The sequence below is a fragment of the Variovorax sp. V116 genome (genome assembly GCF_041154435.1).
Lineage (GTDB): Bacteria > Pseudomonadota > Gammaproteobacteria > Burkholderiales > Burkholderiaceae_C > Variovorax > Variovorax paradoxus.
In genome coordinates this window covers 2,320,155-2,344,230 of record NZ_AP028661.1, presented here as the reverse complement: position 1 = coordinate 2,344,230, position 24,076 = coordinate 2,320,155, and the positions used below count along the sequence as shown (strand labels likewise).

Below are 24,076 nucleotides of genomic sequence, written 5' to 3'. Positions count from 1 at the left end.
GCGGCGTGTGACAAGCCAGTGAAAGCAGGAAGCCGGGGATGCGCGTGCTCAGCGGCCGGCGCCGTCGCGCTGCCGGTCCTCGCGCTTGATCGCGAGATAGGTGTCCAGGTCGACCTCGTGCAGCTGCCGCGGATACTGCTCGGCCGCGGCGAACCAGGAACGTTCCCGCCGCTCGGCCGGTGCTCCGGCTCCCGAAGAGAGATAGGTGTCGAGCGTGAGGAAGTAGCGCATCGCATTGCGCTCCACCAGCCCGCGCGTGCCGCGGATGTAGTCGGGCTGCCCGTCGGCCTCCTTGCCCACCACCGTGAAGCCCACCTTGTTGCGGCCGAAGGTGGCCAGGTACGCCTCGGTGGCCATGCGAACCATCATGTTGTGGTCGTAGCTGTAGCCGAAATGCAGGAAGCTCTTCTGCCCGTCGAGTGCCACCGCCTCGAGCATGACGCGGTAGTTGCTGGTTCCGAGCGGCCCGTTGGCCGCATTCATCTCGACCGACAGGTACTCCGGCGTCGCGCTGGCCACGCGATAGGCAAAGGGCAGCTGGAACGCCTGTTCGACCGGCTTGTCGTAGCGCCGCACCACGAACAGCGTCAGCATCTCGCCGCCTTGCGGCGACGTGCCGGTGCGGCAGCGGCGGTTGTTGACGTGCAGCATGAGCAGTTCGCACCAGCGGGCGGACTCCTTGAGCGCGGCGCTGATCTCCGGCAGCGGGTGGTCCACCACCGCGTAGATGTCGCCCTGCAGCCCGTTCGGCGTCTCCATCGAGTCCAGCTGGATGGGCCGCCCGAAGCCGTTCTGCGCGAGCTTCGCACCCATGCGCTGGTGCGTGGCGCGCAGTGCCTGCGCCGCGGCCGAGGCCGAGGCCGGTGCGGGCGAGGTGTCGGGCGACGCCGCCGGGGCATGCGCGGAAAACGCGAGCAGGACGGCGCACGCCAGTGCGCGCAACCATGGAGCCGGCAAATGGAACGGACTGCTCATGGACCACACCATACACAAGAGACGGCCACCGCCCCGGCAAGGGAGAATCGCGGCCATGTGTCCTCCTTCTTCCCGCACGCCATGAAGCGCCAAGGCCGGCGCCGCGAGCCGGTGGCCTCGTCTTCCTCGTCGATCCTGCCCATCGGCCTGCTGATCCTGGGCTATGCGGGGCTGCTCGGGTATGGGGTGTGGACCACGCGCCTGCCGCCCATTGCGCTGGGCGTGCTGTTGTTGATCAGCCTGCTGGCCTTCGCCGTCTACGGCTTCGACAAGAGCGCCGCGCAGGCCGGCCGCTGGCGCACGGCGGAAAGCACGCTGCACCTGCTGTCGCTGGCGGGGGGATGGCCGGGCGCGTGGTGCGCGCAGCGGCTCTTTCGCCACAAGTCGCGCAAGGCGAGCTTCATGGCGGTGTACTGGGCCACCGTGCTGCTGAATATGGCCGCCGTAGCGGCCTGGGTCGGCAAGCTGCTGCCCGCGAGCCTGCTCGCGGGCTGAACAACTCAGCGCGGCTTGCGGATGCTGCCGCGCACCGGGCCGGCCGAGGCCTTGCGCGGCGCCGGCGCCGAACCGTTGTCGCGCGGCGGCAGGCCGGTGTGCTGCGTGAGGATGCGGCCCTTCGAGGGCTTCACCGGCGCCAGCCTGACAGGCGCCGACGCCTTGGCGGCCACCGGCGCAGTGGTCGAGTTCTTGCGCCGCGCGCTCGTGTAGCCGCCATCGGTCAGCGGCTGCCACGTCGGGATCAGGTGGTGCTTGCCGTTGCCGATCAGGTCGGCGCGGCCCATGCTCTTCAAGGCCTCGCGCAGCAGCGGCCAGTTGTTGGCGTCGTGGTAGCGCAGGAAGGCCTTGTGCAGGCGGCGGCGCTTGTCGCCGCGCACGATGTCCACCGTCTCGCTCTCGCGCGTGATCTTGCGCAGCGGATTCTTGTTGGTGTGGTACATCGTGGTGGCCGTTGCCATCGGGCTCGGGTAGAAGGTCTGCACCTGGTCGGCGCGGAAACCGTTCTTCTTGAGCCAGATCGCGAGGTTCATCATGTCCTCGTCGCTGGTGCCCGGATGCGCGGCAATGAAGTACGGAATGAGGTACTGCTTCTTGCCCGCCTCGGCCGAGAACTTCTCGAACATCTGCTTGAACTTGTCGTAACTGCCGATGCCGGGCTTCATCATCTTGGTGAGCGGGCCCTGCTCGGTGTGCTCGGGCGCGATCTTCAGGTAGCCGCCGACGTGGTGCTGCACCAGTTCCTTCACGTACTCGGGCGACTGCACGGCCAGGTCGTAGCGCAGGCCGGAGCCGATGAGGATCTTCTTGATGCCCTTGAGCGCACGCGCGCGGCGGTAGATCTTGATGAGCGGATCGTGGTTGGTGCCCAGGTTCGGGCAGATGCCCGGATACACGCAGCTGGGCTTGCGGCAGGCGGCCTCGATCTCGGGGCTCTTGCAGCCGAGCCGGTACATGTTGGCCGTGGGCCCGCCCAGGTCGGAAATGGTGCCGGTGAAGCCGCTCACGCTGTCGCGGATGGCCTCGACCTCCTTGATGATCGATTCTTCCGAGCGGCTCTGGATGATGCGGCCCTCGTGCTCGGTGATCGAGCAGAAGGTGCAGCCGCCGAAGCAGCCGCGCATGATGTTCACGCTGAAGCGGATCATTTCCCACGCGGGGATCTTGGTGGCGCCGTCGTGGCTGCCGTTCTCGTCGGCGTAGCGCGGGTGCGGGCTGCGCGCATACGGCAGGTCGAACACGTGGTCCATCTCGGCCGTGGTGAGCGGAATGGGCGGCGGGTTGATCCACACGTCGCGCGCGGTGGCGCCCTCGCCGTGCGCCTGCACCAACGCGCGGGCGTTGCCGGGGTTGGTCTCCAGGTGCAGCACGCGGTTGGCGTGCGCGTAGAGCACCGGGTCGGCGCGCACCTGCTCGTACGACGGCAGGCGGATCACGCTGCGGTCGCGCGGCGGCACCTTGATCCTTGCGCGCGGCGCAAGCGCGGGATTCGGCACGAAGGTCAGCGGCTTGATGGCGGGGTTCACCGGGTTCGCCGCCGCAGCCCCTGCCTCCGCGGCCTGCGCCACGGCCTGGGCCTCTTCTTCCTTGGCGCAGGTGGCGCCGTTGGCCTTGGCCTGCTCGGACACCATCAGGTAGGGGTTGACGTGGGCTTCGACGCGGCCGGGTTCGTCCACGCTGGTGGAGTTGATCTCGAACCAGTCCGCGGGCGTGTCGCGCCGCACGAAGGCGGTGCCGCGCACGTCGGTGATCTCGTGCACCGGCTCGCGGGCCGCCAGCCGGTGCGCGATCTCGACGATGGCGCGCTCGGCGTTGCCGTACAAGAGCAGGTCGCACTTCGAGTCGACCACGATCGAGCGGCGGACCTTGTCCTGCCAGTAGTCGTAGTGGGCGATGCGGCGCAGCGACCCTTCGATGCCGCCGAGGATGATCGGCACGTCGTTCCAGGCTTCCTTGCAGCGCTGCGAATACACGATGGCCGCGCGGTCGGGCCTGGCGCCGCCGACGTCGCCGGGCGTGTAGGCGTCGTCGCTGCGGATCTTCCGGTCCGCCGTGTAGCGGTTGATCATCGAATCCATGTTGCCGGCGGTCACGCCGAAGAACAGGTTCGGCTTGCCCAGCGCCTTGAAGGGCTCGGCGCTCTGCCAGTCGGGCTGGGCGATGATGCCCACGCGGAAGCCCTGCGCCTCGAGCATGCGGCCGATCACGGCCATGCCGAAGCTCGGGTGGTCGACGTAGGCGTCGCCCGTCACCACGATGATGTCGCAGCTGTCCCAGCCGAGCGCGTCCATCTCCTTGCGCGTGGTCGGCAGGAATTTGGCCGTGCCGAAACGGGCCGCCCAGTACTTGCGGTAGCTGGTCAGCGGCTTGGCGGCACGCGCAAAAAAGGAGACGTCGACGGGGGCGTTCATCAGTGGGGAAGTTGGCCGCGGCGGCTTGGCGGGCACGGCGCGGCAGTGGGCAACCCGCGATTTTAGGGTTTTCCACCACTTCTGTCGCGTTGGCGGCTGTTGACGCGCCTGCGGCAAGGCTATTAAATGGTTGCCTCAGTCAACCATCAATATGACAACAGCAACCATTCAGGACAATTCGCCCGTGCCCGACGCCGCCGCGGTCAAGGCGATCCGTCGCTTCAACCGCTTCTACACGAGCCGCATCGGCGTGCTCGATCCCTACCTTGGCAGCGACATGTCGCTGACCGATGTCAGGGTGCTGTACGAGCTGGCCCACCGGGAAACGCCGGTGGCCAGCGAGATCAGCCGCGACCTGCGGCTCGACGCCGGCTACATGAGCCGCATCCTGCGCCGCTTCGAAGCGGCCGGCTGGCTCACGCGCGCGCCGCACCCGCGCGACGCGCGCCAAAGCGTGCTGCGCCTCACCGAAGCCGGCCACGCCGCATTTGCGCCGCTGCAACAGAAATCGCGCGACGAGGCAGCCGCCCTGCTCGCGCCGGTGCCTCCGCACGGGCGCCAGCAGCTGATCGATGCCATGGCGCGCATCGAGCGCGCGCTCGATCCCGCTGCGGCCCCGGCGGCGCGCACGCGCACCATCGTGCTGCGCGACCCGCTGCCCGGCGACATGGGCTGGGTGGTGCAGCAGCACGGCGAGCTCTATGCGCGCGAGTACGGCTGGAACAGCGAGTTCGAGGCGCTGGTGGCCGACATCGTGGCGCAGTTCGTGCGCAAGTTCCAGCCCGCGTGGGAGAAGTGCTGGATCGCCGAGCTCGACGGCGAACGCGTGGGCGCGATCTTCGTGGTGCGCAAGTCGGCCACCACGGCCCAGCTGCGGCTGCTGCTGCTCTCGCCATCCGCACGCGGCCTGGGCCTGGGCGCGCGCCTGACCGACGAATGCATCGCCTTCGCGCGCGGCAAGGGCTATCGCAAGATGGTGCTCTGGACCAACAGCTGCCTGGCGGCCGCGCGCGCCATCTACGCCAAGCGGGGCTTCAAGCTCGACAAGGCCGAGCCCTACGAAGGCTTCGGCCAGCAGCTCGTGGGCGAGACCTGGTCGCTCAAGCTGCAGTAGACGAAGCGGTGCGCCGCCCCCTCAGCCACAGCTTTTTCAGCAGGGGCGCGAGCCACACCAGCAGCACCACCGCCGCCAGCGATGCGGCAATCGGCCGCGACACGAAGCCGGCCAGGTTGCCGTCCGACTTGATCATCGAGGTGATGAAGTTCTCTTCGAGCATGCCGCCGAGCACCACGCCCAGGATCGCCGGCGCGATGGGAAAGCCGTTCTCCTCGAGCAGGTAGGCCACCATGCCCGCCACGAGCATCACGCCCACGTCGAACAGCGAGTTGTTGATGGCAAACGCGCCCACGATGCAGAACAGCAGGATCAGCGGCATCAGCACGTTGCGCGGCACCCGCAGGATGCGCTTGGCCACCTTGATGCACAGGATGCCCAGCGGAATCATGATGATGTTGGCGATGATGAACAGCATGAACACCGCATAGATGTTCTGCGGATTGGTGGTGAACAGCGTCGGCCCCGGATTGAGGTTCTTCATGTAGAGCACGCCGATCACGATGGCCGTGATCGAGTCGCCCGGGATGCCGAACACCAGCGCCGGAATCCACGCGCCGGCCAGTGCGCTGTTGTTGGCCGAACCCGATTCGACAATGCCTTCGACATGGCCCGTGCCGAACTTCTCGGGCTCCTTGGAGAACTTCTTGCTCATGGCGTACGACATCCATGCCGCAATGTCGGCACCCGCACCCGGCAGCGCACCCACCGCCGTGCCCAGCAGGCTGCCGCGCAGTATCTGCACCGGATACTTCTTGGCCAGCGCCCACTGGCCCGAGAGCACGCTGCCCACTTTCTCGACCACCACCTCGCCCGGCGGCAGCGTGTCGACCGCGAAGCGGATCACCTCCGAGATGGCGAACATGCCGATCATCATCGGGATCATGCCGATGCCGCCGGTCATCTCGGCATTGCCGAAGGTGAAGCGCGGAAAGCCCGCCGGATTGCCGAGCCCCACACAGGCCACCAGCAGGCCGAGCAGCAGCGTGATCATGCCCTTGAGCGGCCGGTCGGAGGTGATGAACACCGCGCATGTCAGGCCCAGCAGCACGAGCCAGAAGTACTCGAAGGAACTGAAGTTGAGCGCGAAGTCGGCCAGCGCGGGCGCCGCCACGATCAGCACCACCGTACCGAAAAGACCGCCCACGGCCGAGAACACCAGCCCCGCGCCCAATGCCGTCTCGGCCATGCCCTTGCGCGTCATCGCGAAGGCTTCGTCGGTGTAGGCGGCGGACGCGGGCGTGCCCGGAATGCGCAGCAGGCAGCCCGGGATGTCGCCCGAGAAGATGGCCATGGCGGTGGCAGTCACCATGGCCGCAATGGCCGGGATCGGCTGCATGAAGAAGGTGACTGGCACCAGCAGCGCCACCGCCATGGTGGCCGACAGCCCCGGCACCGCGCCGACGAACAGGCCATAGAGCGAGGCCAGCACCATCACGAGGATGGTGTAGGGCTCGAAGACCATCGAGAAAGCCTGCAAGAGTGCTGCGGACATGGATGGATGTTTCCGGTTACCAGGCGATGGGCATCAGGACGCCCCAGGGGAGCGGAACCCGCAGCAGCTTGTAGAACGCGGCATGGATCAGCAGCGCGGCAACCAGCGCGATCAGCAGCGCACGGCCCGGCGGCACGCGCATGGCGAGCATCAGTGCCAGCAGCGAGATCGCTGCAGTCGGCAGGAAGCCGAGCCGCTCGGAGGCGAACATGTAGAACAGCACCGCGCCGATGACCAGCGCGGCGGACAGCACGTGACGCGGCGAAGCGGCCCAGTCGCCAAGCCGCACCCAGGCCGCGGCATGGCGTTCGCGCCATCCCTTGGCCAGCAGCATCGCGCCGCAGACGCACAGCCCCGCGGCAATCAGCCCCGGAAACAGCGCAGGCCCCACCTGCTGGCCCGGTATGCCCGGATAGCCCTGCACCACGGCAAGCACCACGATGCCGAGCGCCAGCAGGATCGCGCCGAAGATCGCGTCGTTGAATTTCATCGCGCCGCACCTCCGCCCGGCGGGCGCGCGCGCCGTCCGGCGCTCACTTGACGATACCCACGGCCTTCATCGTGGCGCCGAGTTCGGCGTCGGACTTGGCCATGTAGGCAGCGAAGTCGTCGGGGCCCGCATAGATCACCCCAAAGCCGCGCGAGGCCATGAAATCGGTGTACTCCTTGCTTGCCACCACTTTCTTGAGCGCGCCCGCCAGCTTGTCGCGCACGTCGGCCGGCAGGCCCTTGGGCGCGACGATGCCGCGCCAGGCCGCCATCGACCAGTCGCTGCCGATGGCCGCCTTGAGCGTGGGCACGTTGGGATAGAGGGCCGAGGGCTTGTCGCTCATGATCGCAAGGCTCTTGACCTTGCCCGCATCGATCAGCGAACGCGCCTCGGGCAGCGAGACCGGCGCGATGTCGACACCGCCCGCAACCACGTCCTGCAGGCCCGGCGCCGCGCCATTGCTCGGCACCCACGGCACGGCCGCGGGATCGATCTTCTGGTCGCGCAAGAGGCCCGCGATGGCCAGGTGCCAGATGCCGCCCTGTCCCGTGCCGGAAGCCTTGAGCTTGCCGGGACTGGCCTTGATGGCCGCCAGCAACTCGGCCACGTTCTTGTAGGGCGCGTCGGCCCGCACCTGGATGCCGGCCGGGTCGAGATTGGCAAGGCCGATCGGCGTGTACGAGGCACTGGTCAGCGGCGTCAGCCCCTGCCAATGCATCATGCCGATCTCGACCGTGGCCATGCCGATGGTGTAGCCGTCGGGCGGTGCGGCGGCAATGGCCGCATGGCCCACCACGCCGTTGCCGCCGGTGCGGTTCACCACCGTCATCGGCTGGCCGAGTTCCTTTTCGAGCAGGCTCGCGATGATGCGCGCCGTGGCATCGGTGCCGCCGCCCGCACCCCATGGAACGATCAGCGTGACGGGCCGGCTGGGATACGCCTGGGCCGCCGCAGGCGCTGCCGCGGCGAACATGGCAAGCCCTGCTGCCACACCTGCCGCATGGGCCACGAAGGAGCGGCGCGAAAAAAAGCCGGCGGAACGAACACGCATGGTTTTTGTCTCCTGGCGAAAGTCATTGGTATGACGATTGAACGGCAAACCGGTTTTTCTCACAGTTCGCTCGCCGGAGACATTAGGGTGAACCATCGTGCGCCGTGCGCGGCGCGGCGACGTCGCTACTGCATGAACCAGCCGTGGCTCACCACCAGCGACTGGCCGGTCAGCGCATTGGTCGGGAAGGCCGCGAACAGCAGCGCCACGCGCGCCACATCGTCGGTGGTGGTGAATTCGCCATCGACCGTTTCCTTCAGCATCACGTTCTTGACGACCTGCTCCTCGGTGATGCCGAGCGTCTTCGCCTGCTCGGGAATCTGCTTCTCGACCAGCGGCGTGCGCACGAAGCCCGGGCAGATCACGTTGGCGCGCACGCCGTGCTTCGCGCCTTCCTTCGCCACCGTCTTGGCCAGGCCGATGAGCCCGTGCTTGGCGGTCACGTAGGGCGCCTTCAGCAGCGAAGCTTCCTTGGAGTGCACCGATCCCATGTAGATCACGCTGCCGCCGCGGCCCTGCGCATACATGTGCTTGAGGCAGGCCTTGGTGGTGAGGAATGCGCCGTCGAGATGGATCGCGAGCATCTTCTTCCAGTCGGCAAAGCTGAATTCCTCGACCGGATGAACGATCTGCACGCCCGCGTTGCTGACCAGGATGTCGATGCCGCCGAAGGCCTTGGCGGCCTCCTCGACCGAGGCATCGACCTGCTCTTCGCTGGTCACGTCCACCGCCACGCCCAGGGCCTGCGCGCCCGTTGCCTGGAGCTCGGCCGCGGTGGCCTCGGCGGCCTGCTTGTTGAGGTCGGCAATGACGACCTTGGCCCCCTCGCGCGCGAACAGGATGGCAATCTCCTTGCCGATGCCGCTGGCCGAGCCGGTGATGTAGGCGACCTTGTCCTTGAGTTGCATGGTGAATGTCCTTGAGGTTGGAAAGAAGAAAAAACGGGTTGCAAGAATCGGGCGCCTTCAGCGCGAGAGCCCGGGACGCTTGACGCGCTCCACGCCGGGCTCGCCGAGGTCGAAGGTGGTCACGCCGTTCACGGTGGCGTCGCTGCGCAGCGTCTCGGGATGCGCCAGCGTGCGCCGCATGTCGCGCGCGCCGGCCTCCCAATGCTCTTCGACGGCGGCGCGCGAGAACTCGTAGTCCTTCGATTCGACCTCGTAGGGCTTGTCGCGGTAGATCAGGTGGAAGATGTCGATCGGGTGGTGCGTGAGCTCGGCCTGCACCGCCAGCACCGAGGGGTCATTGCGAAGGCGCGCCGGCAGCTTGGAGATCAGGTCGGCAATGGCCTGCTGCAGGTTCAGGTTGGCGGCCAGCGCATCGGTGTTCATGCGGGTGCGGCTCGAATAGGTGATGTCCTTCTGCCGCTCCATCACGCCCGACAGCGTGCGCGGCATCTCGCCGCGTGCATTGAAAAGGTCGACCTGCAGCACCACCAGCGGCTCGGAGCGCGGATGGATGTCGAGCACGTACTGCAGCGGCGTGTTCGAGACGATGCCGCCGTCCCAGTAGTCGTCGCCGTCGATGCTGACCGGCGCAAAGCCCGGCGGCAGCGCGCCGCTGGCCATGATGTGCTCGGGGCCGATGCGCTGGCGCGTATTGTCGAAGTACACCGAGTTGCCGGTGCGCACGTCGACCGCGCCCACGCTGAAGCGCGCCTCGCAGGCGTTGATGCGGTCGAAGTCGACCAGGCGCTCGAGCGTGGCCTTCAGCGGCGCGGTGTCGTAGTAGCTCAGGAGCGGCGCCGCGGCGCCCATCAGCAGCGCGGGCGAATAGCGCGGCTCGAAGAAGCCCGGAATGCCCACCAGCATCGCCATGCTGGCGCTCCACTGGTTCTGCGTGGCGCGGTCGCCCAGCCATGACGGCAGGCGCTGCGCCGGCCCGGAAGACACGAGGTGCCAGAACTCGCGCAGCCGGTCGACGCGCTTCTCGGGCGCGTTGCCCGCGATCAGCGCCGCATTGATGGCGCCAATGGAGACGCCGGCAATCCAGTGCGGCTGCAGGTCGGTCTCGCTGAGCGCGGCATACACGCCGGCCTGGTAGGCGCCGAGCGCGCCGCCGCCCTGCAGCACCAGCGCCTTGCGCGCGGCGCGCATGTCTTCGCGGCGCTCCTCGAAGGTGTTGTTGAGGGTTTTTTGGCTTGCGGCACGTGGCTTCCTGGTCGTCTTCGTCGTCATATGGTGTCATTTGACACCAGCGCGAAGACCGCAAGCTGACCGCGCGCCGCTTGGCCCCCTCACATCTTGGGCAGCATCTGGCCCCGGATTTCACCGCCCGGGTTGGCGGCGGTGTGAACGTTGGCGTACCACTTGCCGGCGATCAGGTCGGCCGCCTGCGCCGGCGTGAGCGTGGCCTGGCCCTCGATCGGGCTGGCCGCGTTGGCAAAGGGCAGCACCACGCCGGCATTGGCGCCCGCGGCCGCCGGGCCATGGAAGTGCGCCGCGGTGGCCGGGCCGCTCAGGCCGCTGTAGGTGATCTTGTACTTGAGGACGTTGGTGTCCCGGTTGAGCCAGGCCTCCGCCAGGCCGCTGCCGCGCGTCATGTTGGGCGGCACTTCGCTGGCGGCGTTCATCGCGCCACTGAAGCTCGCGGTGTTCGACCTGGACATCATTCCGCAACCGGCCAGCGCGGCACTGGCCACGCCGGCGATGAGGGTTGCGCGCAAAAAGCTGCCATATCGGGTCATGAGCTTTATCTCCTGAGTTATGAAAACCGCTACAGCATAGGCAGGCCTTGCCATTTGCCTTGTCGGCCACCACCGCGACTTTGGCGGCCGGGCGCGGGCTGAAAGAGAATGCGGCCATGAACCCTGCCGAGCTCCCCACCGCCCGTGACATCGTCGGCTTCTGGCGCCAAGCCGGGCCCGAACGATGGTTTGCCAAGAACGAAACCTTCGACGCGCAGTTCCGCGAACGCTTCCTTGCCGCCCACGAAGCGGCCGCGCGCGGCGAGCTCGACCATTGGGCGCAGGGCGCCGAGGGCGCCCTGGCACTGCTGGTGCTGCTCGACCAGTTTCCGCGCAACACCTGGCGCGGAAACGCGCGCATGCTGGCCACCGATGCCAAGGCGCTGGCCATCGCCCGCCAGGCGATCGAAGCGGGCCTCGACCTGAAGACCGACGAGGAGTTGCGGCGCTTTTTCTACCTGCCCTTCATGCATTCCGAGTCGCTGGTCGACCAGCAGCGCTCGGTCGAGCTCAACGCTGCGCTCGATGCCAACACCCAGCGCTTCGCGGTGCTGCACCGCGACATCATTGCGCGCTTCGGCCGCTTTCCGCACCGCAACAAGCTGCTCGGGCGCACCAGCAGCGCGGAGGAGCAGCGCTTCCTCGACGAGGGCGGCTTCGCGGGATAGCCAGGGCCTGCCCTAGCGCTGCGGCAGCGGGTCCGAGCGCGTCGGCGAAGGATTCGCGTCGGCGCTGCGCCCCATGTTCTTGAGCGAGCCATAGGTCTTGGCATAGACCCAGGTGAACTCGGCCCCGAGCAGGAAGATCTGCGCCGAGTAGTACACCCACACCAGCACCACGACCAGCGAACCTGCCGCACCGTAGCCCGAGGCCACGCTGCTCTTGCCGATGTACAGGCCGATCAGGTGCTTGCCGATGGTGAACAGCAGCGCCGTGACCGCCGCGCCCACCCACACGTCGCGCCACTGCACCCTGACGCGCGGCATGATCTTGTAGATCATCGCGAAGATCACCGTCACCATCGCAAAGCTGAAGACGAAATTCACCGCCTGCGCCAGCGTGGCCCAGCCGCCGAACACCGGCGCCCACCACTTGCTGAGCGCCGCCAGCGCCGCACTGGCCACCAGCGACACCATCAGCAGGAAGCCGATGGCCATGATCATGCTGAACGACAGCAGCCGCACGCGCAGCAGGTTGAACAGGCCCTTGCTCTTGGTGCGCGCCGGCGCCCGCCAGATGCGGTCGAGCGCGTCCTGCAGTTCGCCGAAGACGGTGGTCGCGCCGACCACCAGCAGGCCCAGGCCGACCACCGTGGCCACGATGCCTTCGGCCGGCTTGTTGACCGCCTGCAGCATGCCCTGCACCGCGGCCGCGCCCTGCGCGCCCATGAGGCCGGAAAGCTGCGCGAAGATCTCGCCGCGCGCGGCCTCCTGGCCGAACACGAGGCCGGCCACCGAGATCACGATCAGCAGCAGCGGCGCGATCGAGAACACCGTGTAGTAGGCCAGCGCGGCACCCATGCTCGGAGCGTAGTCGTTGGACCAGGAGGCCACGGCCTGCTTGCAGAGATCGAAGAGCGCGCGGATTTGCATGGCGGTGGAGTCTCCCTTTGAGTGATGCAGGGGCATGTCAGCCCGATGCCCGGCATGTTGCAGGCCTGGCTACGATAATCGCATCCACATGCATCCGTCTCCTTCAGGCGCGGCGGCGCCGTCCGCCCATCCGCAACCGAAGTCGCCACGCGACCTTTTTGTTTCATTCACCTGGCTTGCGCTGCAGGGCTTCGGTGGCGTGCTGGCCATCGTCCAGCGCGAGATGGTGGAGAAGAAGCGCTGGCTCACGCCCGAGCAGTTCCTGGAAGACTGGGCCGTGGCCCAGGTGATGCCGGGGCCGAACGTGATCAACCTCGCACTGATGATCGGCGACCGCTACTTCGGCCTGCGCGGCGCCATTGCCGCGGTGGCCGGCATGCTCGCGATACCGCTCGTGGTCATCCTGGTGCTGGCCGTGCTCTATGCCCACTACGCCGCCAACCCGCAGGTGGCCGCCGCGCTGCGCGGCATGGGCGCGGTGTCGGGCGGGCTGATCGCCGCCACCGGCATCAAGCTGATTCCGCAGCTGCGCAAGCACCCGCTGGGCTTTGCCACCTGCCTGGCCTTCGTCGCGCTGGTGTTCGGCGCGATTGCGCTGTTCAAGATGCCGCTCGGCTGGGTGCTGCTGGCCGTGGGCGGCGTGGCCTGTGCGTGGACCTGGCGCAGGATCGCCGCATGAGCCAGCTGACCATCGCCATGCAATGGCACGACTGGCTGGCGCTCTTCGGCCAGTACCTGCTGCTGTCGCTGCTGTCGATCAGCGGCGCCATCACTACGGTTCCGGACATGCACCGCTACCTCGTTGCGCAGCACGGCTGGCTCAGCGATGCGCAGTTCAGCTCCTCGGTGGCCATCGCCCAGGCCGCGCCCGGGCCGAACGTGCTCTTCGTCGCGCTGATGGGCTGGAACGTCGGGCTCAATGCGGGCGGCGGCATCGGCGCGGGGCCGGGTGCCTGGCTGCTGGGCCTGTTCGGGCTCATGGTCACCATGCTGGGCATCATGCTGCCCAGCACCACCCTCACCTACCTGGCCACGCGCTGGGGCCACCGCAACCGCGACCGGCGCGGCGTGCGCGCCTTCAAGCAGGGCATGGCGCCGGTGGTGGTGGGCCTGCTGATCGCCACCGGCTGGGTGCTGGCGGCGGGTAACCATGCCGGCGACGCGCCTGCATGGCATCTGTGGCTGCTGACCGCAGTGGCCGCGCTTATCGTCTGGCGCACGCGCGTCCACCTGCTCTGGCTGCTGGGCGCGGGTGCGCTGCTCGGTGCCGTGGGCTTCGTCTGATCCTCGTTCTCTTCCTCAGGAAACAAACTCATGTCGCAACTCCGCTCGCTCGGCCGCTCCGGCCTCCTGGTTTCACCGCTGGCCTTCGGCGGCAACGTGTTCGGCTGGACGGCGGACGAGGCCACCTCGTTCCGCCTGCTCGACGCCTGGGTGGACGCGGGGTTCAACTTCATCGACACCGCCGACGTCTATTCGGCCTGGGTGCCGGGCCACAGCGGCGGCGAGTCCGAGACCATCATCGGCAAGTGGCTCAAGCAAAGCGGCAAGCGCAACCGCGTGGTGCTGGCCACCAAGGTCGGCAAGCCGATGGGCGAAGGCAAGTCGGGCCTTTCGCCGGCCTACATCCGCGAAGCGGTGGAAGCCTCGCTCAAGCGCCTGCAGACCGACTTCATCGACCTGTACCAGTCGCACGACGACGATGCCGCCACCCCGCTCGAAGATTCGCTGCAGGCCTTCGACGAACTCATCAAGGCCGGCAAGGTGCGCGCCATCGGCGCCTCCAACTACAGCGCGCCCCGGCTGGCCGAGGCGCTCGACGTCTCGGAGCGGCTGGGCATTGCGCGCTACGAGAGCCTGCAGCCGCTGTACAACCTCTACGACCGCGCGGTGTTCGAGGACGAGCTGGAGCCGCTGTGCCTGAAGCGCGAAGTGGGCGTGATCAACTTCTATGCGCTGGCGGCCGGTTTCCTGACCGGCAAGTACCGCACCGAGGCCGACGCCGCCAAGAGCGCACGCGGCGCCACCACCATCAAGAAGTACCTGAACCCGCGGGGCCTGCGCATTCTCGAGGCGCTCGACAAGGTGGCCCAGCAGTACAACGCCAAGCCGGGCCAGGTGGCCATTGCCTGGCAGATCGCGCGCCCTTCGGTCACCGCACCGATCGCCAGCGCCACCTCCATCGCGCAACTGGAGGAACTGGTGGTCGCCACCCAGCTGAAGCTCGATGCCGGCACCATCCAGATGCTGGACCGGGCCAGCGCCGAGACCCCCGAGGCCTGAGGCGGGCCCCATGAGCGGCTTCGACGCCATCGCCACGCCCCTGCTCGAGCACTTCGCCGACCTGCGCGTCGAAGTGGGCGTGCCGCAGGTGCTGGGCAGCAGCGCGCGCGGCCTGCGCCGCGTGGTGCCGATCACGGGCGGGGAAGCATCGGGCCACGGCTGGCGCGCCCGGGTGCTGCCGGGCGGCAGCGACTTTCAATTGATCGTGAGCGACACGCTCTCCGAACTGGACGCGCGCTACGGGCTGGAAACCGATGCGGGCGACCTGGTCTACGTGCAGAACCACGCCATTCGCGCGGCCGCGCCAGAGGTCATGGCCATGCTGCTGCGCGGCGAGCCGGTCGATCCGGCGCAGGTCTACTTCCGCTGCAGTCCGCGCTTCGAGACGGCCTCTGCTTCTCTGAAATGGATCAACGAGCGCATGTTCGTCGGGGCGGGCTTCAGGCACCCGGCCGAAGTCGTGATGCGCTTCTTCGCGCTCATGTAGTTCGCGCGAGCTAGCCGTCGACCGGATTCAGCGGCGTGGAAAGAATGCGCTGGTAGAAGGCCACGTCGAGCCAGCGGCCGAACTTGAATCCGGCCTGCCGCACGGTGCCGGCATGCTCGAATCCCAGGCGCTCGTGCAGCCCGATGCTGCCGGCGTTGGCGGCATCGATGGCGCCGACCATGACGTGCACGTCGTGCGCCACGGCCTCGGCAATGATCGCCTCCATGAGCCTGCGGCCGAGGCCCGCGCCGCGGTGGCCCGCCTCGACATACACCGAGTGCTCCACCGTGTACTTGTAGGCCGGAAAGGCGCGGAACGTGCCGTAGCTCGCAAAACCCAGCAGCTTGCCGCTCTCGTCTTCCGCGCCGATCACGGGAAAGCCGTTGGCGCGCTTGGTGGCGAACCACGCCACCATGCTCTCGGGCGTGCGCGGCTTGTAGTCGTACAGCGCCGTCGAATTGGCAATGGCCTCGTTGAGGATGGCAAGGATGGCGCCCGCGTGGGCTTCCTCGGTGCAGGGGACCAGGCGCATGTTCGTTCCTTTCAGGCTGTCCAATTTCAATTCGTCCAATATAGGAGAATAATAATCTCATATGAGAAACAATTCATCTCCGCCCGCCGAGCCCTCCGGCATCGACGCGCTCATTGCCGCCCGGCTGCTGGCGCTGCGCCAGGCCAAGGCGCTGAGCCTGGCCGAGCTGGCCGAGCTTTCCGGCGTCAGCAAGGCCATGATCTCGAAGGTGGAGCGCGCGGAGAGCAGCCCGACGGCCGTGCTGCTGGGCCGGCTGGCCGCCGGCCTGGGCGTGCCGCTCGCGCAGCTGCTGACGGAGGACAAGGCTTCGCCGCGCCGGCTGCGCCCCCGGGCCGAACAGGAAGTCTGGCGCGATCCCGAGGCAGGCTACCTGCGGCGCCAGGTCGCCGAGCGCGGCGCGAGCGGCGGCGTGGAGATGGTCGAGATCGAATTGCCGCGTTCGGCGCAGGTCGCCTATCCGCGCTGGAGCGGCAAGCCGTACCGGCAATGCCTGTGGATGCTCGAAGGCGCGCTGCGGGTGGACTACGGCGACGAGCGCTTCGAACTCGCGCCCGGCGACTGCCTGGATTTCGGCGTCGACCGGCCGCTGGTCTTCAAGGCGCTCGGCCGCGCGGGCTGCCGCTACCTGCTGGTCGCCTCCCCGGCATAGCGGCGCGAAAGTAGTAGGCAAGTTCCCACAGCGACTGGAGACACCGGCCTGTGCCCGCCCCGGGACCGGCCGGGATACTGCAAGGCATCAAAGCTTCCGGGGGAACACGCATGTCCTTTGTGCTCTACATGATCGGTTTTCTGATCTTCCTCGCCGGCCTCGCCTGGGGCGCCTCGGTGGCCGGCGTGCCGACGCTCTACATCGGCATCGGTGCGCTGATCATCCTGGGCATCGGCATCTTCAGCGCGGTGGGCCGCACGCGCAGCAAAGACCCTTCCTGATTCGAACCGCGCCCCGGTCGCAGCGCCGCCTCAGGCGCTGCGCTGCCGCATGGCCTCGTAGAGGCACACGCCGCTGGCTACGGAAACGTTCAGGCTCTCGACCGCGCCCGCCATGGGAATGCTCACGAGCTCGTCGCAGGTCTTGCGGGTGAGCTGGCGCATGCCCTCGCCTTCGGCGCCGAGCACCAGCGCCAGCGGCCGCTTGAGGTCGCTCTGGTAGAGGGTGCCGGGCGCATCGTCGCTGGTGCCGACGCACCAGATGCTGCGTTCCTTGAGTTCGTTCAGCGTGCGCGCGAGGTTGGTCACCATGAAGTAGGGCACCGTCTCGGCCGCGCCGCTTGCCACCTTGGCCACGGTCGCGTTGATGCCGGCCGCATGGTCCTTGGGCGCGATCACCGCATGGGCCCCGGCACCGTCGGCCACGCGCAGGCAGGCGCCCAGGTTGTGCGGATCGGTCACGCCGTCGAGCACCAGCAGGAGCGGCACGGTGCCGGCCTCCTCCAGGCCTTCGAGCAATTCGTCGAGCGAACGCACCTGCGCAATGGGCTCGACCCGCGCGACCACGCCCTGGTGACCATGGCTGCCGCTGAGCTTGGCCAGCCGCAGCCCGTCGGCCTCGACCAGCCGCACGCCGGCCTCCTGTGCGCGGGCGATGAACTGTTTCATGCGCGCATCGCGCCGGCTGGTGTCGAACATCACTTCGAGCACCGATTTGGGCGCGGTCTTGATGCGCACGCCCACGGCATGGAAGCCGAAGATCACTTTGGGGGAAGACATCCCCCGATTATCGAGGCCTGCGCGCCCCGTCCTTCAGGCCATGGGCAATCCGCTGTGCGCGCGGGTGCGTTCGTCGTGCAGCTGCTGCACGGCCAGCGCGTTCGGATGCACCCGTGCGCTGTTGCCGGCGCTTTCCAGGTACTGGCAGGCGGCATGGCCTTCGGCGGCCTTTTCGTAGCGCGCGACCCAGGCATCGCGCAGCGGCAGCTTCTCGGGCGACACGGGCCACACGCCCGGCCGCGGCCGCAGGTGCTCGCCGATGCCGATGCGCCAGGGCTTGGCGCTCAGGCGGGCGCGAAAGCAGTTCTGGTTGCGGCACATGCGTGCGTAGACCTTGTCGACGCCCAGCGCATGGAAGCAGTCGGCCACCGCCATGTCGGCCGGGCTGAAGACGTCGTGCATCGCCAGCACGCGGAATCCGGCCGGCGTGCGGTACAGGCGCAGGTGCCAGTCGGGGTGCTGGTGGACGAAGCGCCCGATGCGCTCGGCCGCGCGCTTTTCGGGCGCGGGGTTGCCGCTGGCCTCGCCGCGCTTCCTGGCCAGGCCGATGCGGTAGGCGACGGCAAAGACCACGATGGCCGCGATCAGCCCGCCCAGCCAGGTCTTGGCGGTCCAGCCGCCGACGATGCCGGCGATCAGCGCGGGCGCCAGTGCAAAGCCGAAGACGCTGCCGCGCAGGGGTTCGTCGAAGTCGATGTCGACGAACAGCACGTCGGGCGTGTTGAGGCAGCGCGCGCCATAGCTGTTGCGCGTGATGACGGTGTCACCCTGCCGCTCGACGATCTCTTCGCGGATGGGCACGCCTTCGGCGCCGTTGTAGGCCAGCTTGCGCTCGCGGCGGTTGAGCGCCTCGCCCGCAGCGATGCGCTCGAATGCCTCTTGCGTGCGCTGGTCGGCATGGGCCTGGGCGGCGATCGGGCTCTCGTCGGACCAGCCGTAGCGCCGCACCGTGATCTGCTTGCCCGCGACGTGCTGCTGGATGCGGCCTTCGGCCCAGAACCGGGGAACGATCATGCCTGCAGCGAAGCCACCAGCACCGGCGTCGACTCGTTGAGCGCCATGCGCCCGGCCTCGATGGTGATGCGGCGCTCGCACTGGGCCGCAATGCCGCGGTCGTGCGTGACCAGCACGAGCGTGGTGCCGAGCTCGCGGTTCAGGTCGAACATCAGCCGCATGACCTGCTCGCCGGTCGCGAAGTCGAGGCTGCCGGTGGGCTCGTCGGCCAGCAGCAGCGCCGGCTGCACCACGAAGGCCCTGGCCAGCGCCACGCGCTGCTGCTCGCCGCCCGAGAGCACCTTGGGATAGTGGCCGAGCCGCTGGCCGAGGCCGACGCGCCCGAGCATCTCGGTGGCGGCCTTGCGCGCGTCCTTGCGGTCGGCCAGTTCGAGCGGCAGCATCACGTTCTCGAGCGCGCTCAGGTTGCCCAGCAGCTGGAAGCTCTGGAACACGAAGCCCACGCGCTGGGCGCGCAGCGCGGCGCGCTCGTCCTCGTCGATGGCAAAGATGTCATCGCCCGCGAGCCTGACGGTGCCGCGCGTGGGCGTGTCGAGCCCGGCAATGATCGACAGCAAGGTGCTCTTGCCCGAACCCGAGGCACCCACGATGGCGGCGGTCTCCCGCGCGCCCAGGGTGAAATCGATGTTCTGCAGAATGTCGAGCGTACCGGTCGAGTCGGTCACGGACTTGAACACATGCTCGACTGCGACAATGGCATCAGACGGGGGTTGGGACATGGAAAGGCTTTTCGTTTTGAAACGACGTGACTTTATCTTGAGCGCTGCCGCACTCGGCAGCGCAGGGACATGGACGGCAGCCCATGCCCAGGCCGCGCAGGCCCCAGCGCCCCGCCAGCCCGTGATCCTGGTGCTTGGCGATTCGCTGAGCGCCGAGTACGGCCTCAAGCGCGGCGAAGGCTGGGTGCCCCTGCTCGAGAAGCGCCTCGCCCAGCAGAAGATCCCGGCCACGGTGGTCAATGCCAGCATCAGCGGCGACACCAGCTCGGGCGGACGGGCCCGCTTTGCCTCGCTGCTGGCGCAGCACAAGCCCACCCACGTGGTGGTCGAACTCGGCGCCAACGATGCGCTGCGCGGCCTGCCGCTGCAGAACACCGAGGACAACCTGCTGCAGATCACCAAGGCGGCGCAGGCGGCCGGCGCCAAGGTGCTGATCGTCGGCATCCAGGTGCCGCCCAACTACGGTGGCGACTACACGCGGCGCTTCGAGGCTGTGTTCGGCAAGGTGGCCAGCACCACCAAGGCGGCGCTGGTGCCCTTCCTGCTCAAGGGCGTGGCCGATGCGCCCGACGCGCTGGCGCTGTTCCAGGCCGACCGCATCCATCCCACGGCCGCCGCGCAGCCGCAGCTGCTCGACAACGTCTGGCCGGAACTGCGCAAGCTGCTCGCCGCCAAGTAGGCCTGCCGAAACAGAAAAAGCCGCTCCAGGCCCGAGGGCCCGCAGCGGCTTTCTTGTCGAGAGCCTTGATCTGGGATCAGCCGTTCTTGGTCGGCAGATCGGGCACCGTCGGCGGATCGCGCTCGAGCGAGGCCACGTCGGTTTCCGGGTCACCCGGGGCCAGGCCGTCGCTGCTCGGGGAGAGCTTGCGATTGGCCTTTTCGCGGAGCTTCTCTTCCTTTTTCTTCTTCTTGGCCAGCTCCTTCTGGCGCTTTTCGTAGCCGTAATTGGGTGTTGCCACTGTTCTCTCCTTGAACGAGGCAGTCAAAGCGACTGCGTGTCATCCAACTGTAAGCGATAACGGTGCACCCAAAGCCCGTGGAGCGGCGGGCCCCGGCATCCGGAAAACTTCTCTTACATCCGCGCGAGCGCCTGCTGCAGGTCGGACCGCAGGTCTTCCACATCTTCCAGCCCGACCGAGAAGCGCACCAGCGTGCCCTTGTGCGGCCAGCGCGCCACGCTGGCATCGCGCATCAGGCCGATGTCGTACGGCACCACCAGGCTCACCGGGCCGCCCCACGAATAGCCGAGGCGGAACAGGTTCAGGCTGTCGCAGAAGCGGTCGACCTGCTCGGTGCTGAAGCTTTCGTCGAACACGACCGAGAACAGGCCCGCCGCCAGGTCCGTGCCGCCGCACAGCGCACGCCAGTTGGCATGGCCGGGCGATCCTTCGAGTGCCGGGTGGAGCACCTGCGCGATCTCTTCGCGGCCGGCAAGCCAGCGCGCCAGTTCGCGCGCCGAACGGTCGTGCGCGGCATAGCGCAGCCCGATGCTCGGCAGCGACCGCAGCAGTGTTTCCACGTCGCCGACGCCCACGCCGAAGCCCGTGCGCATATGGGTGAGCTTGAGCGCGCGGTGCAGCCGCTCGTCGCGCGTGACGACGCTGCCCATCAGCACGTCGCCGCCGCCGCTCGGGTACTTGGTGAGCGCATGCACCGAGATGTCCACGCCCTGCCCGCTGCCGTTGAAGTCGAAGGGCGCGAACGCGAGGCCCGCGCCCCAGGTGTTGTCCAGCGCCGTCACCACGCCGCGCGCACGGCAGGCTTTCACGAGCGCCGGCAGGTCCGGAAACTCCATCGTCACCGAGCCCGCCGCCTCGAGCCACACCAGCCGCGTGCGGTCCGAGAGCTTGGCGGCCAGGTCGGCAGGATTCATCGCGTCGTACAGGCGGTGCGTGATGCCGAAGTTGGCCAGCTCGCCGGTCGCCAGCGCCTTGTTGGGGCCGTAGGCGTTGTCGGGAATCAGCACCTCGTCGCCACTCTTCAGGAAGGCGAAGGAAACCAGCGAAATGGCGGCCAGGCCGCTCGGCACCAGCAGGCACTCGGCGCCGCCTTCGAGCGTGGCCAGGCGCTCCTCGAGCGTGAAGGTGGTTGGCGTGCCATGCAGGCCGTAGGTGTAGCCGGCCTTGGTCTTCCAGTCGCGCGCGCGCATCGCGGCCACGTCGGCAAAGAACACGGTCGATGCCTTGTAGATGCCCGGCTGCGGCGCGGCGAAGTTGGCGGGCGGCGTGTAGGGGTGGTGGATCAGGGTCGTGGAAGGCTTGCTCATGGCCCGATGCTAGCGCGGCAATCCGCCGCACAATGCGCCGATGGGCAACAGCCGGTTTTTCCCCAGGGCTGCAGCATGCCGCAGCTGACAAGACTCCCCGCCCCCTGCCTGCGTCCCTACGTGCGGCTGATGTGGGCCTCGGCCCCCGCGGGCGCGGCCGCCGGGCAGCCGGGCGCGCGCGAACACGTGCTGCCCACCGGGGGCATGCACCTGGTGTTCCGGCTCTCGGGGCCGCCGCTGAAGCTGTTCGGCGGCCCGGGCGACGTGCGCGGCCAGACCTGCGGCCATGCGATCGTCGGCGGTGCACGTGCCGCCCCCTACATGCGCGACGTTTCGGTGGCCACGCGCTCGGTCGGCGCGCAGCTCCAGCCAGGGGCCGCCCGCGCGCTGCTCGGCGCACCCGAAGACGCGCTGGCCGGCCAGCACACGCCGCTCGACGCGCTCTGGGGTGCGCAGCAGGCCAACGCCGCGCTCGAACGGATCCACGCGGCGGGCAGCCTCGAAGCGCAGCTGGCGGCCTTCGAAGCCTTGCTCGCCCAGCGCGCCATCGATTCGCAAGGCGCCGGCCTGCGCGGCCTGCACCCGGCCATTGCCGCAGCGCTCGGTCCGCTGGCGCGCGAGAACCCGCCGATCGCCGCGCTGGTGGCACGCAGCGGCTACAGCCACCGCCGCTTCATCGCCCTTTTTCGCAGCGGCATCGGCCTTGGCCCGAAGGAATATGCGCGGGTGATGCGCTTCGACCGCGCGCTGGCGCTGGCCGGCGGCCCGGTGCAGAGCTGGGCCGAGATCGCGCTCGCCGCGGGCTACAGCGACCAGGCGCACCTGAGCCGCGAGTTCTCGGCGATGGCGGGCATGCCGCCAGAGGCCTGGCGGCAGTCCGGGGCCGTGTCGCCGCGGCACGTGCCGGCGGCCGCAGGTCAAATTCGTTCAAGACGCTAGCGGGGCGGCGCCGCAGAATCGGCGCCGGGACATGGCTTCTTCCTTCCTTCCGAAAGGCAACCCTCATGGCAATCCACGAACTGTTTCCGTACCTCTGCGTCGACGATGCCGGCGCGGCCATCGACTTCTATTGCAAGGTCTTCGAGGTCAAGGAGATCTTCCGCCTCACCGAGCCGAGCGGCCGCATCGGCCATGCGGAACTCGACTTCCACAACGGCGCAATCCTGATGATCTCGGACGAGTTCGCCGAATACGGCATTCCCAGCGCCAGGACGCTGGGCGGCACTGCGGTGACGCTGCACCTGCACGTGGACGATGCCGACGCCGTGGTGGCGCGTGCCGTGGCGGCCGGCGCCACGCTCGACATGGCGCCGCAGGACCAGTTCTACGGCGAGCGATCGGGCGTGTTCCGCGACCCCTTCGGCCATCGCTGGAACGTGGGCCACAGCATCGAGAAGCTGACGCCGGAGGAAATGCAGCGGCGCTACACCGCGATGTTCGATTCCGAAGGCGCCTAGGCACCCGTCGCACGGAATGTCAGCCTGCGGGCTTCGGGACTTGTCCGCGCAGCGGCGAACGGCGATGCCCGCGCTTCCTGGCCGCTCCCACCTCCTTCGAGATGGACGAGACCACGGCGGCCCATTCCTCCGGACTGAGCAGCAGCGCCGTATGCGAATGCAACAGCGTGTCTTCCTTGTCCAGATGCGCGGACATCAATTGCCGGTGCTGCCGCAGCAGCGCGTCGGCGTCCACGTCCGCGCCCGTGTTGTCGCCTGATTCGGCGCGCGCGAGCAGGATCTTTGCCTGTGCAAGCAGGCCGCTGCAGCGCTCGCTCTCCGAATCGAGCTGGTCGAGAAGCCCGTCGGCCTCGCTCGACCTGCCGCGCAGCATGTTCAGCATGACAACGCCCTTGGGGCGGTGCGTTGTTTCTTCGAAGGCCTGAAGGCGCTCGATGGCTTCGATGGCCGACCTTGCCCGCTGCCGGACGCCCGCTTCGCCCCCTGCCTTCATCGCCGTTTCAAGGCGAGCCAGCAGCTCCCGGGTGCGAACGTGCTCGGCGCGCAAGATGGCCCACGCGCATTCGGCCGCCAACATGCTTCACTCCTTCGAAGCCGCGAACGGCTCCAAGCTTGCCTGTGAACTTGAGGCTTTAACGCTATGGTTCTACGCCGTTGCGGGGGCTGCTGCAAGCCGCGCCGGCGCAGATGCGCGCTGCGCCTACAGCGTGGCGGCCCGAATGCCGATGAGGCGCTGCCGCAGGCGCAGCAGCGGGGTCGGTCAGACCGACCACTTCTCCAGCAGCTTCTCGGCGCCCAGCGAGTCGTAGCCTTCGAAGGGCTGGTGGATCCACGGATTGGTCGGCAGGTACTCGACCGAGTAGTCGGGCGTGAAGGTCGACAGCGCCTTGGTCCAGATCACCGCGCTGCGCAGTTCGGTGATCGGCTTGTAGTTGTTGCGCAGCATGTCCATCACCGCATGCAGCGTGTGGCCCGAGTCGGCCAGGTCGTCCACCAGCAGCACCCGGCCGGCGATCTCGCCCTTGGGCGTGGTGATGAAGCGCGCGATGTCCAGGTGCCCCTGCACCGTGCCGGCGTCGGCGCGGTAGGAGCTGGTCGACATGATCGCCAGCGGCTTGTCGAAGATGCGCGAAAGCACGTCGCCGGGCCGCATGCCGCCGCGCGCGAGGCACAGGATGGTGTCGAACTGCCAGCCCGACTGGTGGATCTTGATCGCGAGCTTCTCGATCAGGTTGTTGTACTCGTCGTAGCTGACGTAGAGATGCTTGCCGTCTTCGGTCAACATGGTGGGGGTTCGTTCCT

At 68.1% G+C, this 24,076-nt stretch carries 29 protein-coding genes; 12 read left to right on the top strand and 17 right to left on the bottom strand.

The window, feature by feature from the left end; all coding sequences use genetic code 11:
* Nucleotides 1-48 precede the first annotated feature (48 nt).
* Nucleotides 49-975, bottom strand: a complete 927-nt coding sequence (locus tag ACAM58_RS11075) for a hypothetical protein (RefSeq protein WP_369664433.1) — start codon at nt 973-975, stop codon at nt 49-51.
* Between the two features lie 81 nt (nt 976-1,056).
* On the opposite strand from ACAM58_RS11075, the gene ACAM58_RS11070 reads away from it, so the two are divergent.
* The gene (locus ACAM58_RS11070; RefSeq protein WP_369664432.1) at nt 1,057-1,470 is read left to right on the top strand and encodes a DUF1294 domain-containing protein; all 414 of its coding nucleotides are present in this window, start codon (nt 1,057-1,059) and stop codon (nt 1,468-1,470) included.
* Nucleotides 1,471-1,475: 5 nt separating this feature from the next.
* Here ACAM58_RS11070 and ACAM58_RS11065 read toward each other — a convergent pair whose 3' ends face one another.
* A complete protein-coding gene (locus ACAM58_RS11065; protein WP_369664431.1) occupies nt 1,476-3,881 on the bottom strand; it encodes a YgiQ family radical SAM protein in 2,406 nt (801 codons plus the stop codon).
* A gap of 151 nt (nt 3,882-4,032) precedes the next feature.
* Between ACAM58_RS11065 and ACAM58_RS11060 the strand changes: the two genes are divergently transcribed.
* The gene (locus tag ACAM58_RS11060) at nt 4,033-4,995 is read left to right on the top strand and encodes a GNAT family N-acetyltransferase (RefSeq protein WP_369664430.1); all 963 of its coding nucleotides are present in this window, start codon (nt 4,033-4,035) and stop codon (nt 4,993-4,995) included.
* Here the strand turns inward: ACAM58_RS11060 and ACAM58_RS11055 are convergent.
* From ACAM58_RS11055 to ACAM58_RS11030, 6 genes are all read right to left on the bottom strand, one after another.
* Nucleotides 4,982-6,490 (bottom strand): tripartite tricarboxylate transporter permease, encoded by a 1,509-nt coding sequence (locus tag ACAM58_RS11055; protein WP_278876641.1) that lies wholly within the window; start codon nt 6,488-6,490, stop codon nt 4,982-4,984. The two genes, ACAM58_RS11060 and ACAM58_RS11055, sit on opposite strands and share 14 nt — an antisense overlap.
* 16 nt (nt 6,491-6,506) lie before the next feature.
* Nucleotides 6,507-6,980 carry a tripartite tricarboxylate transporter TctB family protein gene (locus tag ACAM58_RS11050; RefSeq protein WP_018902767.1) on the bottom strand — a complete coding sequence of 158 codons (474 nt, stop codon included), beginning with the start codon at nt 6,978-6,980 and terminating at the stop codon, nt 6,507-6,509.
* A gap of 43 nt (nt 6,981-7,023) precedes the next feature.
* Nucleotides 7,024-8,031, bottom strand: a complete 1,008-nt coding sequence (locus ACAM58_RS11045) for a tripartite tricarboxylate transporter substrate binding protein (protein WP_062361577.1) — start codon at nt 8,029-8,031, stop codon at nt 7,024-7,026.
* A gap of 125 nt (nt 8,032-8,156) precedes the next feature.
* Nucleotides 8,157-8,939, bottom strand: a complete 783-nt coding sequence (locus ACAM58_RS11040) for a 3-hydroxybutyrate dehydrogenase (RefSeq protein WP_012747339.1) — start codon at nt 8,937-8,939, stop codon at nt 8,157-8,159.
* A 57-nt stretch (nt 8,940-8,996) separates the two neighbouring features.
* Nucleotides 8,997-10,208 (bottom strand): patatin-like phospholipase family protein, encoded by a 1,212-nt coding sequence (locus tag ACAM58_RS11035; protein WP_369664429.1) that lies wholly within the window; start codon nt 10,206-10,208, stop codon nt 8,997-8,999.
* Between the two features lie 59 nt (nt 10,209-10,267).
* Nucleotides 10,268-10,717 carry a CHRD domain-containing protein gene (locus ACAM58_RS11030; RefSeq protein WP_012747337.1) on the bottom strand — a complete coding sequence of 150 codons (450 nt, stop codon included), beginning with the start codon at nt 10,715-10,717 and terminating at the stop codon, nt 10,268-10,270.
* A 116-nt stretch (nt 10,718-10,833) separates the two neighbouring features.
* On the opposite strand from ACAM58_RS11030, the gene ACAM58_RS11025 reads away from it, so the two are divergent.
* A complete protein-coding gene (locus ACAM58_RS11025) occupies nt 10,834-11,385 on the top strand; it encodes a DUF924 family protein (protein ID WP_369664428.1) in 552 nt (183 codons plus the stop codon).
* Nucleotides 11,386-11,397: 12 nt separating this feature from the next.
* Here the strand turns inward: ACAM58_RS11025 and ACAM58_RS11020 are convergent, their stop codons facing one another.
* Nucleotides 11,398-12,309: a YihY/virulence factor BrkB family protein gene (locus ACAM58_RS11020; protein WP_012747335.1), complete on the bottom strand. Its 912-nt coding sequence runs from the start codon at nt 12,307-12,309 to the stop codon at nt 11,398-11,400.
* 88 nt (nt 12,310-12,397) lie between these two features.
* Between ACAM58_RS11020 and ACAM58_RS11015 the strand changes: the two genes are divergently transcribed.
* The 4 genes from ACAM58_RS11015 to ACAM58_RS11000 are packed head-to-tail and all read left to right on the top strand — an operon-like array spanning nt 12,398 to nt 15,079.
* Nucleotides 12,398-12,988 carry a chromate transporter gene (locus ACAM58_RS11015; RefSeq protein WP_012747334.1) on the top strand — a complete coding sequence of 197 codons (591 nt, stop codon included), beginning with the start codon at nt 12,398-12,400 and terminating at the stop codon, nt 12,986-12,988.
* A complete protein-coding gene (locus ACAM58_RS11010) occupies nt 12,985-13,593 on the top strand; it encodes a chromate transporter (protein ID WP_018902773.1) in 609 nt (202 codons plus the stop codon). The genes ACAM58_RS11015 and ACAM58_RS11010 overlap by 4 nt, the downstream gene beginning before the upstream one ends.
* 30 nt (nt 13,594-13,623) lie before the next feature.
* On the top strand, nt 13,624-14,592 hold the full coding sequence (locus ACAM58_RS11005) for an aldo/keto reductase (protein WP_018902774.1): 969 nt from the start codon (nt 13,624-13,626) through the stop codon (nt 14,590-14,592).
* Nucleotides 14,593-14,602: 10 nt separating this feature from the next.
* On the top strand, nt 14,603-15,079 hold the full coding sequence (locus ACAM58_RS11000) for a DUF3237 domain-containing protein (protein ID WP_369664427.1): 477 nt from the start codon (nt 14,603-14,605) through the stop codon (nt 15,077-15,079).
* A 10-nt stretch (nt 15,080-15,089) separates the two neighbouring features.
* Here the strand turns inward: ACAM58_RS11000 and ACAM58_RS10995 are convergent, their stop codons facing one another.
* Complete coding sequence (locus ACAM58_RS10995; RefSeq protein WP_062361589.1) at nt 15,090-15,611, bottom strand: GNAT family N-acetyltransferase; 522 nt, start codon at nt 15,609-15,611, stop codon at nt 15,090-15,092.
* Nucleotides 15,612-15,672: 61 nt separating this feature from the next.
* Between ACAM58_RS10995 and ACAM58_RS10990 the strand changes: the two genes are divergently transcribed.
* Together ACAM58_RS10990 and ACAM58_RS10985 are read left to right on the top strand one after the other, a co-directional pair.
* On the top strand, nt 15,673-16,260 hold the full coding sequence (locus tag ACAM58_RS10990; RefSeq protein ID WP_369664426.1) for a helix-turn-helix domain-containing protein: 588 nt from the start codon (nt 15,673-15,675) through the stop codon (nt 16,258-16,260).
* A gap of 110 nt (nt 16,261-16,370) precedes the next feature.
* The gene (locus tag ACAM58_RS10985; protein ID WP_018902777.1) at nt 16,371-16,541 is read left to right on the top strand and encodes a hypothetical protein; all 171 of its coding nucleotides are present in this window, start codon (nt 16,371-16,373) and stop codon (nt 16,539-16,541) included.
* A 30-nt stretch (nt 16,542-16,571) separates the two neighbouring features.
* On the opposite strand, the gene rlmB is transcribed toward ACAM58_RS10985, so the two are convergent.
* Genes rlmB through ACAM58_RS10970 form a run of 3 tightly spaced genes read right to left on the bottom strand, consistent with a single transcriptional unit; the run spans nt 16,572 to nt 19,051 of the window.
* Entirely contained in the window at nt 16,572-17,318 is a 747-nt protein-coding gene (gene rlmB / locus ACAM58_RS10980) for a 23S rRNA (guanosine(2251)-2'-O)-methyltransferase RlmB (protein WP_012747327.1), read from the bottom strand.
* Between the two features lie 33 nt (nt 17,319-17,351).
* Nucleotides 17,352-18,332: a hypothetical protein gene (locus ACAM58_RS10975; protein ID WP_369664425.1), complete on the bottom strand. Its 981-nt coding sequence runs from the start codon at nt 18,330-18,332 to the stop codon at nt 17,352-17,354.
* Nucleotides 18,329-19,051 carry an ABC transporter ATP-binding protein gene (locus tag ACAM58_RS10970; RefSeq protein ID WP_012747325.1) on the bottom strand — a complete coding sequence of 241 codons (723 nt, stop codon included), beginning with the start codon at nt 19,049-19,051 and terminating at the stop codon, nt 18,329-18,331. The genes ACAM58_RS10975 and ACAM58_RS10970 overlap by 4 nt, the downstream gene beginning before the upstream one ends.
* On the opposite strand from ACAM58_RS10970, the gene ACAM58_RS10965 reads away from it, so the two are divergent.
* On the top strand, nt 19,050-19,730 hold the full coding sequence (locus ACAM58_RS10965; protein ID WP_038106443.1) for an arylesterase: 681 nt from the start codon (nt 19,050-19,052) through the stop codon (nt 19,728-19,730). The two genes, ACAM58_RS10970 and ACAM58_RS10965, sit on opposite strands and share 2 nt — an antisense overlap.
* 76 nt (nt 19,731-19,806) lie before the next feature.
* Here ACAM58_RS10965 and ACAM58_RS10960 read toward each other — a convergent pair whose 3' ends face one another.
* Both ACAM58_RS10960 and ACAM58_RS10955 read right to left on the bottom strand, forming a co-directional pair.
* A complete protein-coding gene (locus ACAM58_RS10960; RefSeq protein WP_012747323.1) occupies nt 19,807-20,010 on the bottom strand; it encodes a hypothetical protein in 204 nt (67 codons plus the stop codon).
* 113 nt (nt 20,011-20,123) lie between these two features.
* A complete protein-coding gene (locus ACAM58_RS10955; RefSeq protein ID WP_369664424.1) occupies nt 20,124-21,317 on the bottom strand; it encodes a PLP-dependent transferase in 1,194 nt (397 codons plus the stop codon).
* Between the two features lie 75 nt (nt 21,318-21,392).
* Here ACAM58_RS10955 and ACAM58_RS10950 point away from each other — a divergent pair, with 75 nt between their 5' ends.
* On the top strand, nt 21,393-22,256 hold the full coding sequence (locus ACAM58_RS10950; protein ID WP_369664423.1) for a helix-turn-helix domain-containing protein: 864 nt from the start codon (nt 21,393-21,395) through the stop codon (nt 22,254-22,256).
* Nucleotides 22,257-22,321: 65 nt separating this feature from the next.
* On the top strand, nt 22,322-22,774 hold the full coding sequence (locus ACAM58_RS10945) for a VOC family protein (protein WP_012747320.1): 453 nt from the start codon (nt 22,322-22,324) through the stop codon (nt 22,772-22,774).
* A 19-nt stretch (nt 22,775-22,793) separates the two neighbouring features.
* Here ACAM58_RS10945 and ACAM58_RS10940 read toward each other — a convergent pair whose 3' ends face one another.
* Together ACAM58_RS10940 and ACAM58_RS10935 are read right to left on the bottom strand one after the other, a co-directional pair.
* Nucleotides 22,794-23,351 (bottom strand): hemerythrin domain-containing protein, encoded by a 558-nt coding sequence (locus ACAM58_RS10940; RefSeq protein WP_278876651.1) that lies wholly within the window; start codon nt 23,349-23,351, stop codon nt 22,794-22,796.
* Nucleotides 23,352-23,534: 183 nt separating this feature from the next.
* Nucleotides 23,535-24,059: a phosphoribosyltransferase gene (locus tag ACAM58_RS10935; protein WP_012747318.1), complete on the bottom strand. Its 525-nt coding sequence runs from the start codon at nt 24,057-24,059 to the stop codon at nt 23,535-23,537.
* Nucleotides 24,060-24,076: the final 17 nt, after the last annotated feature.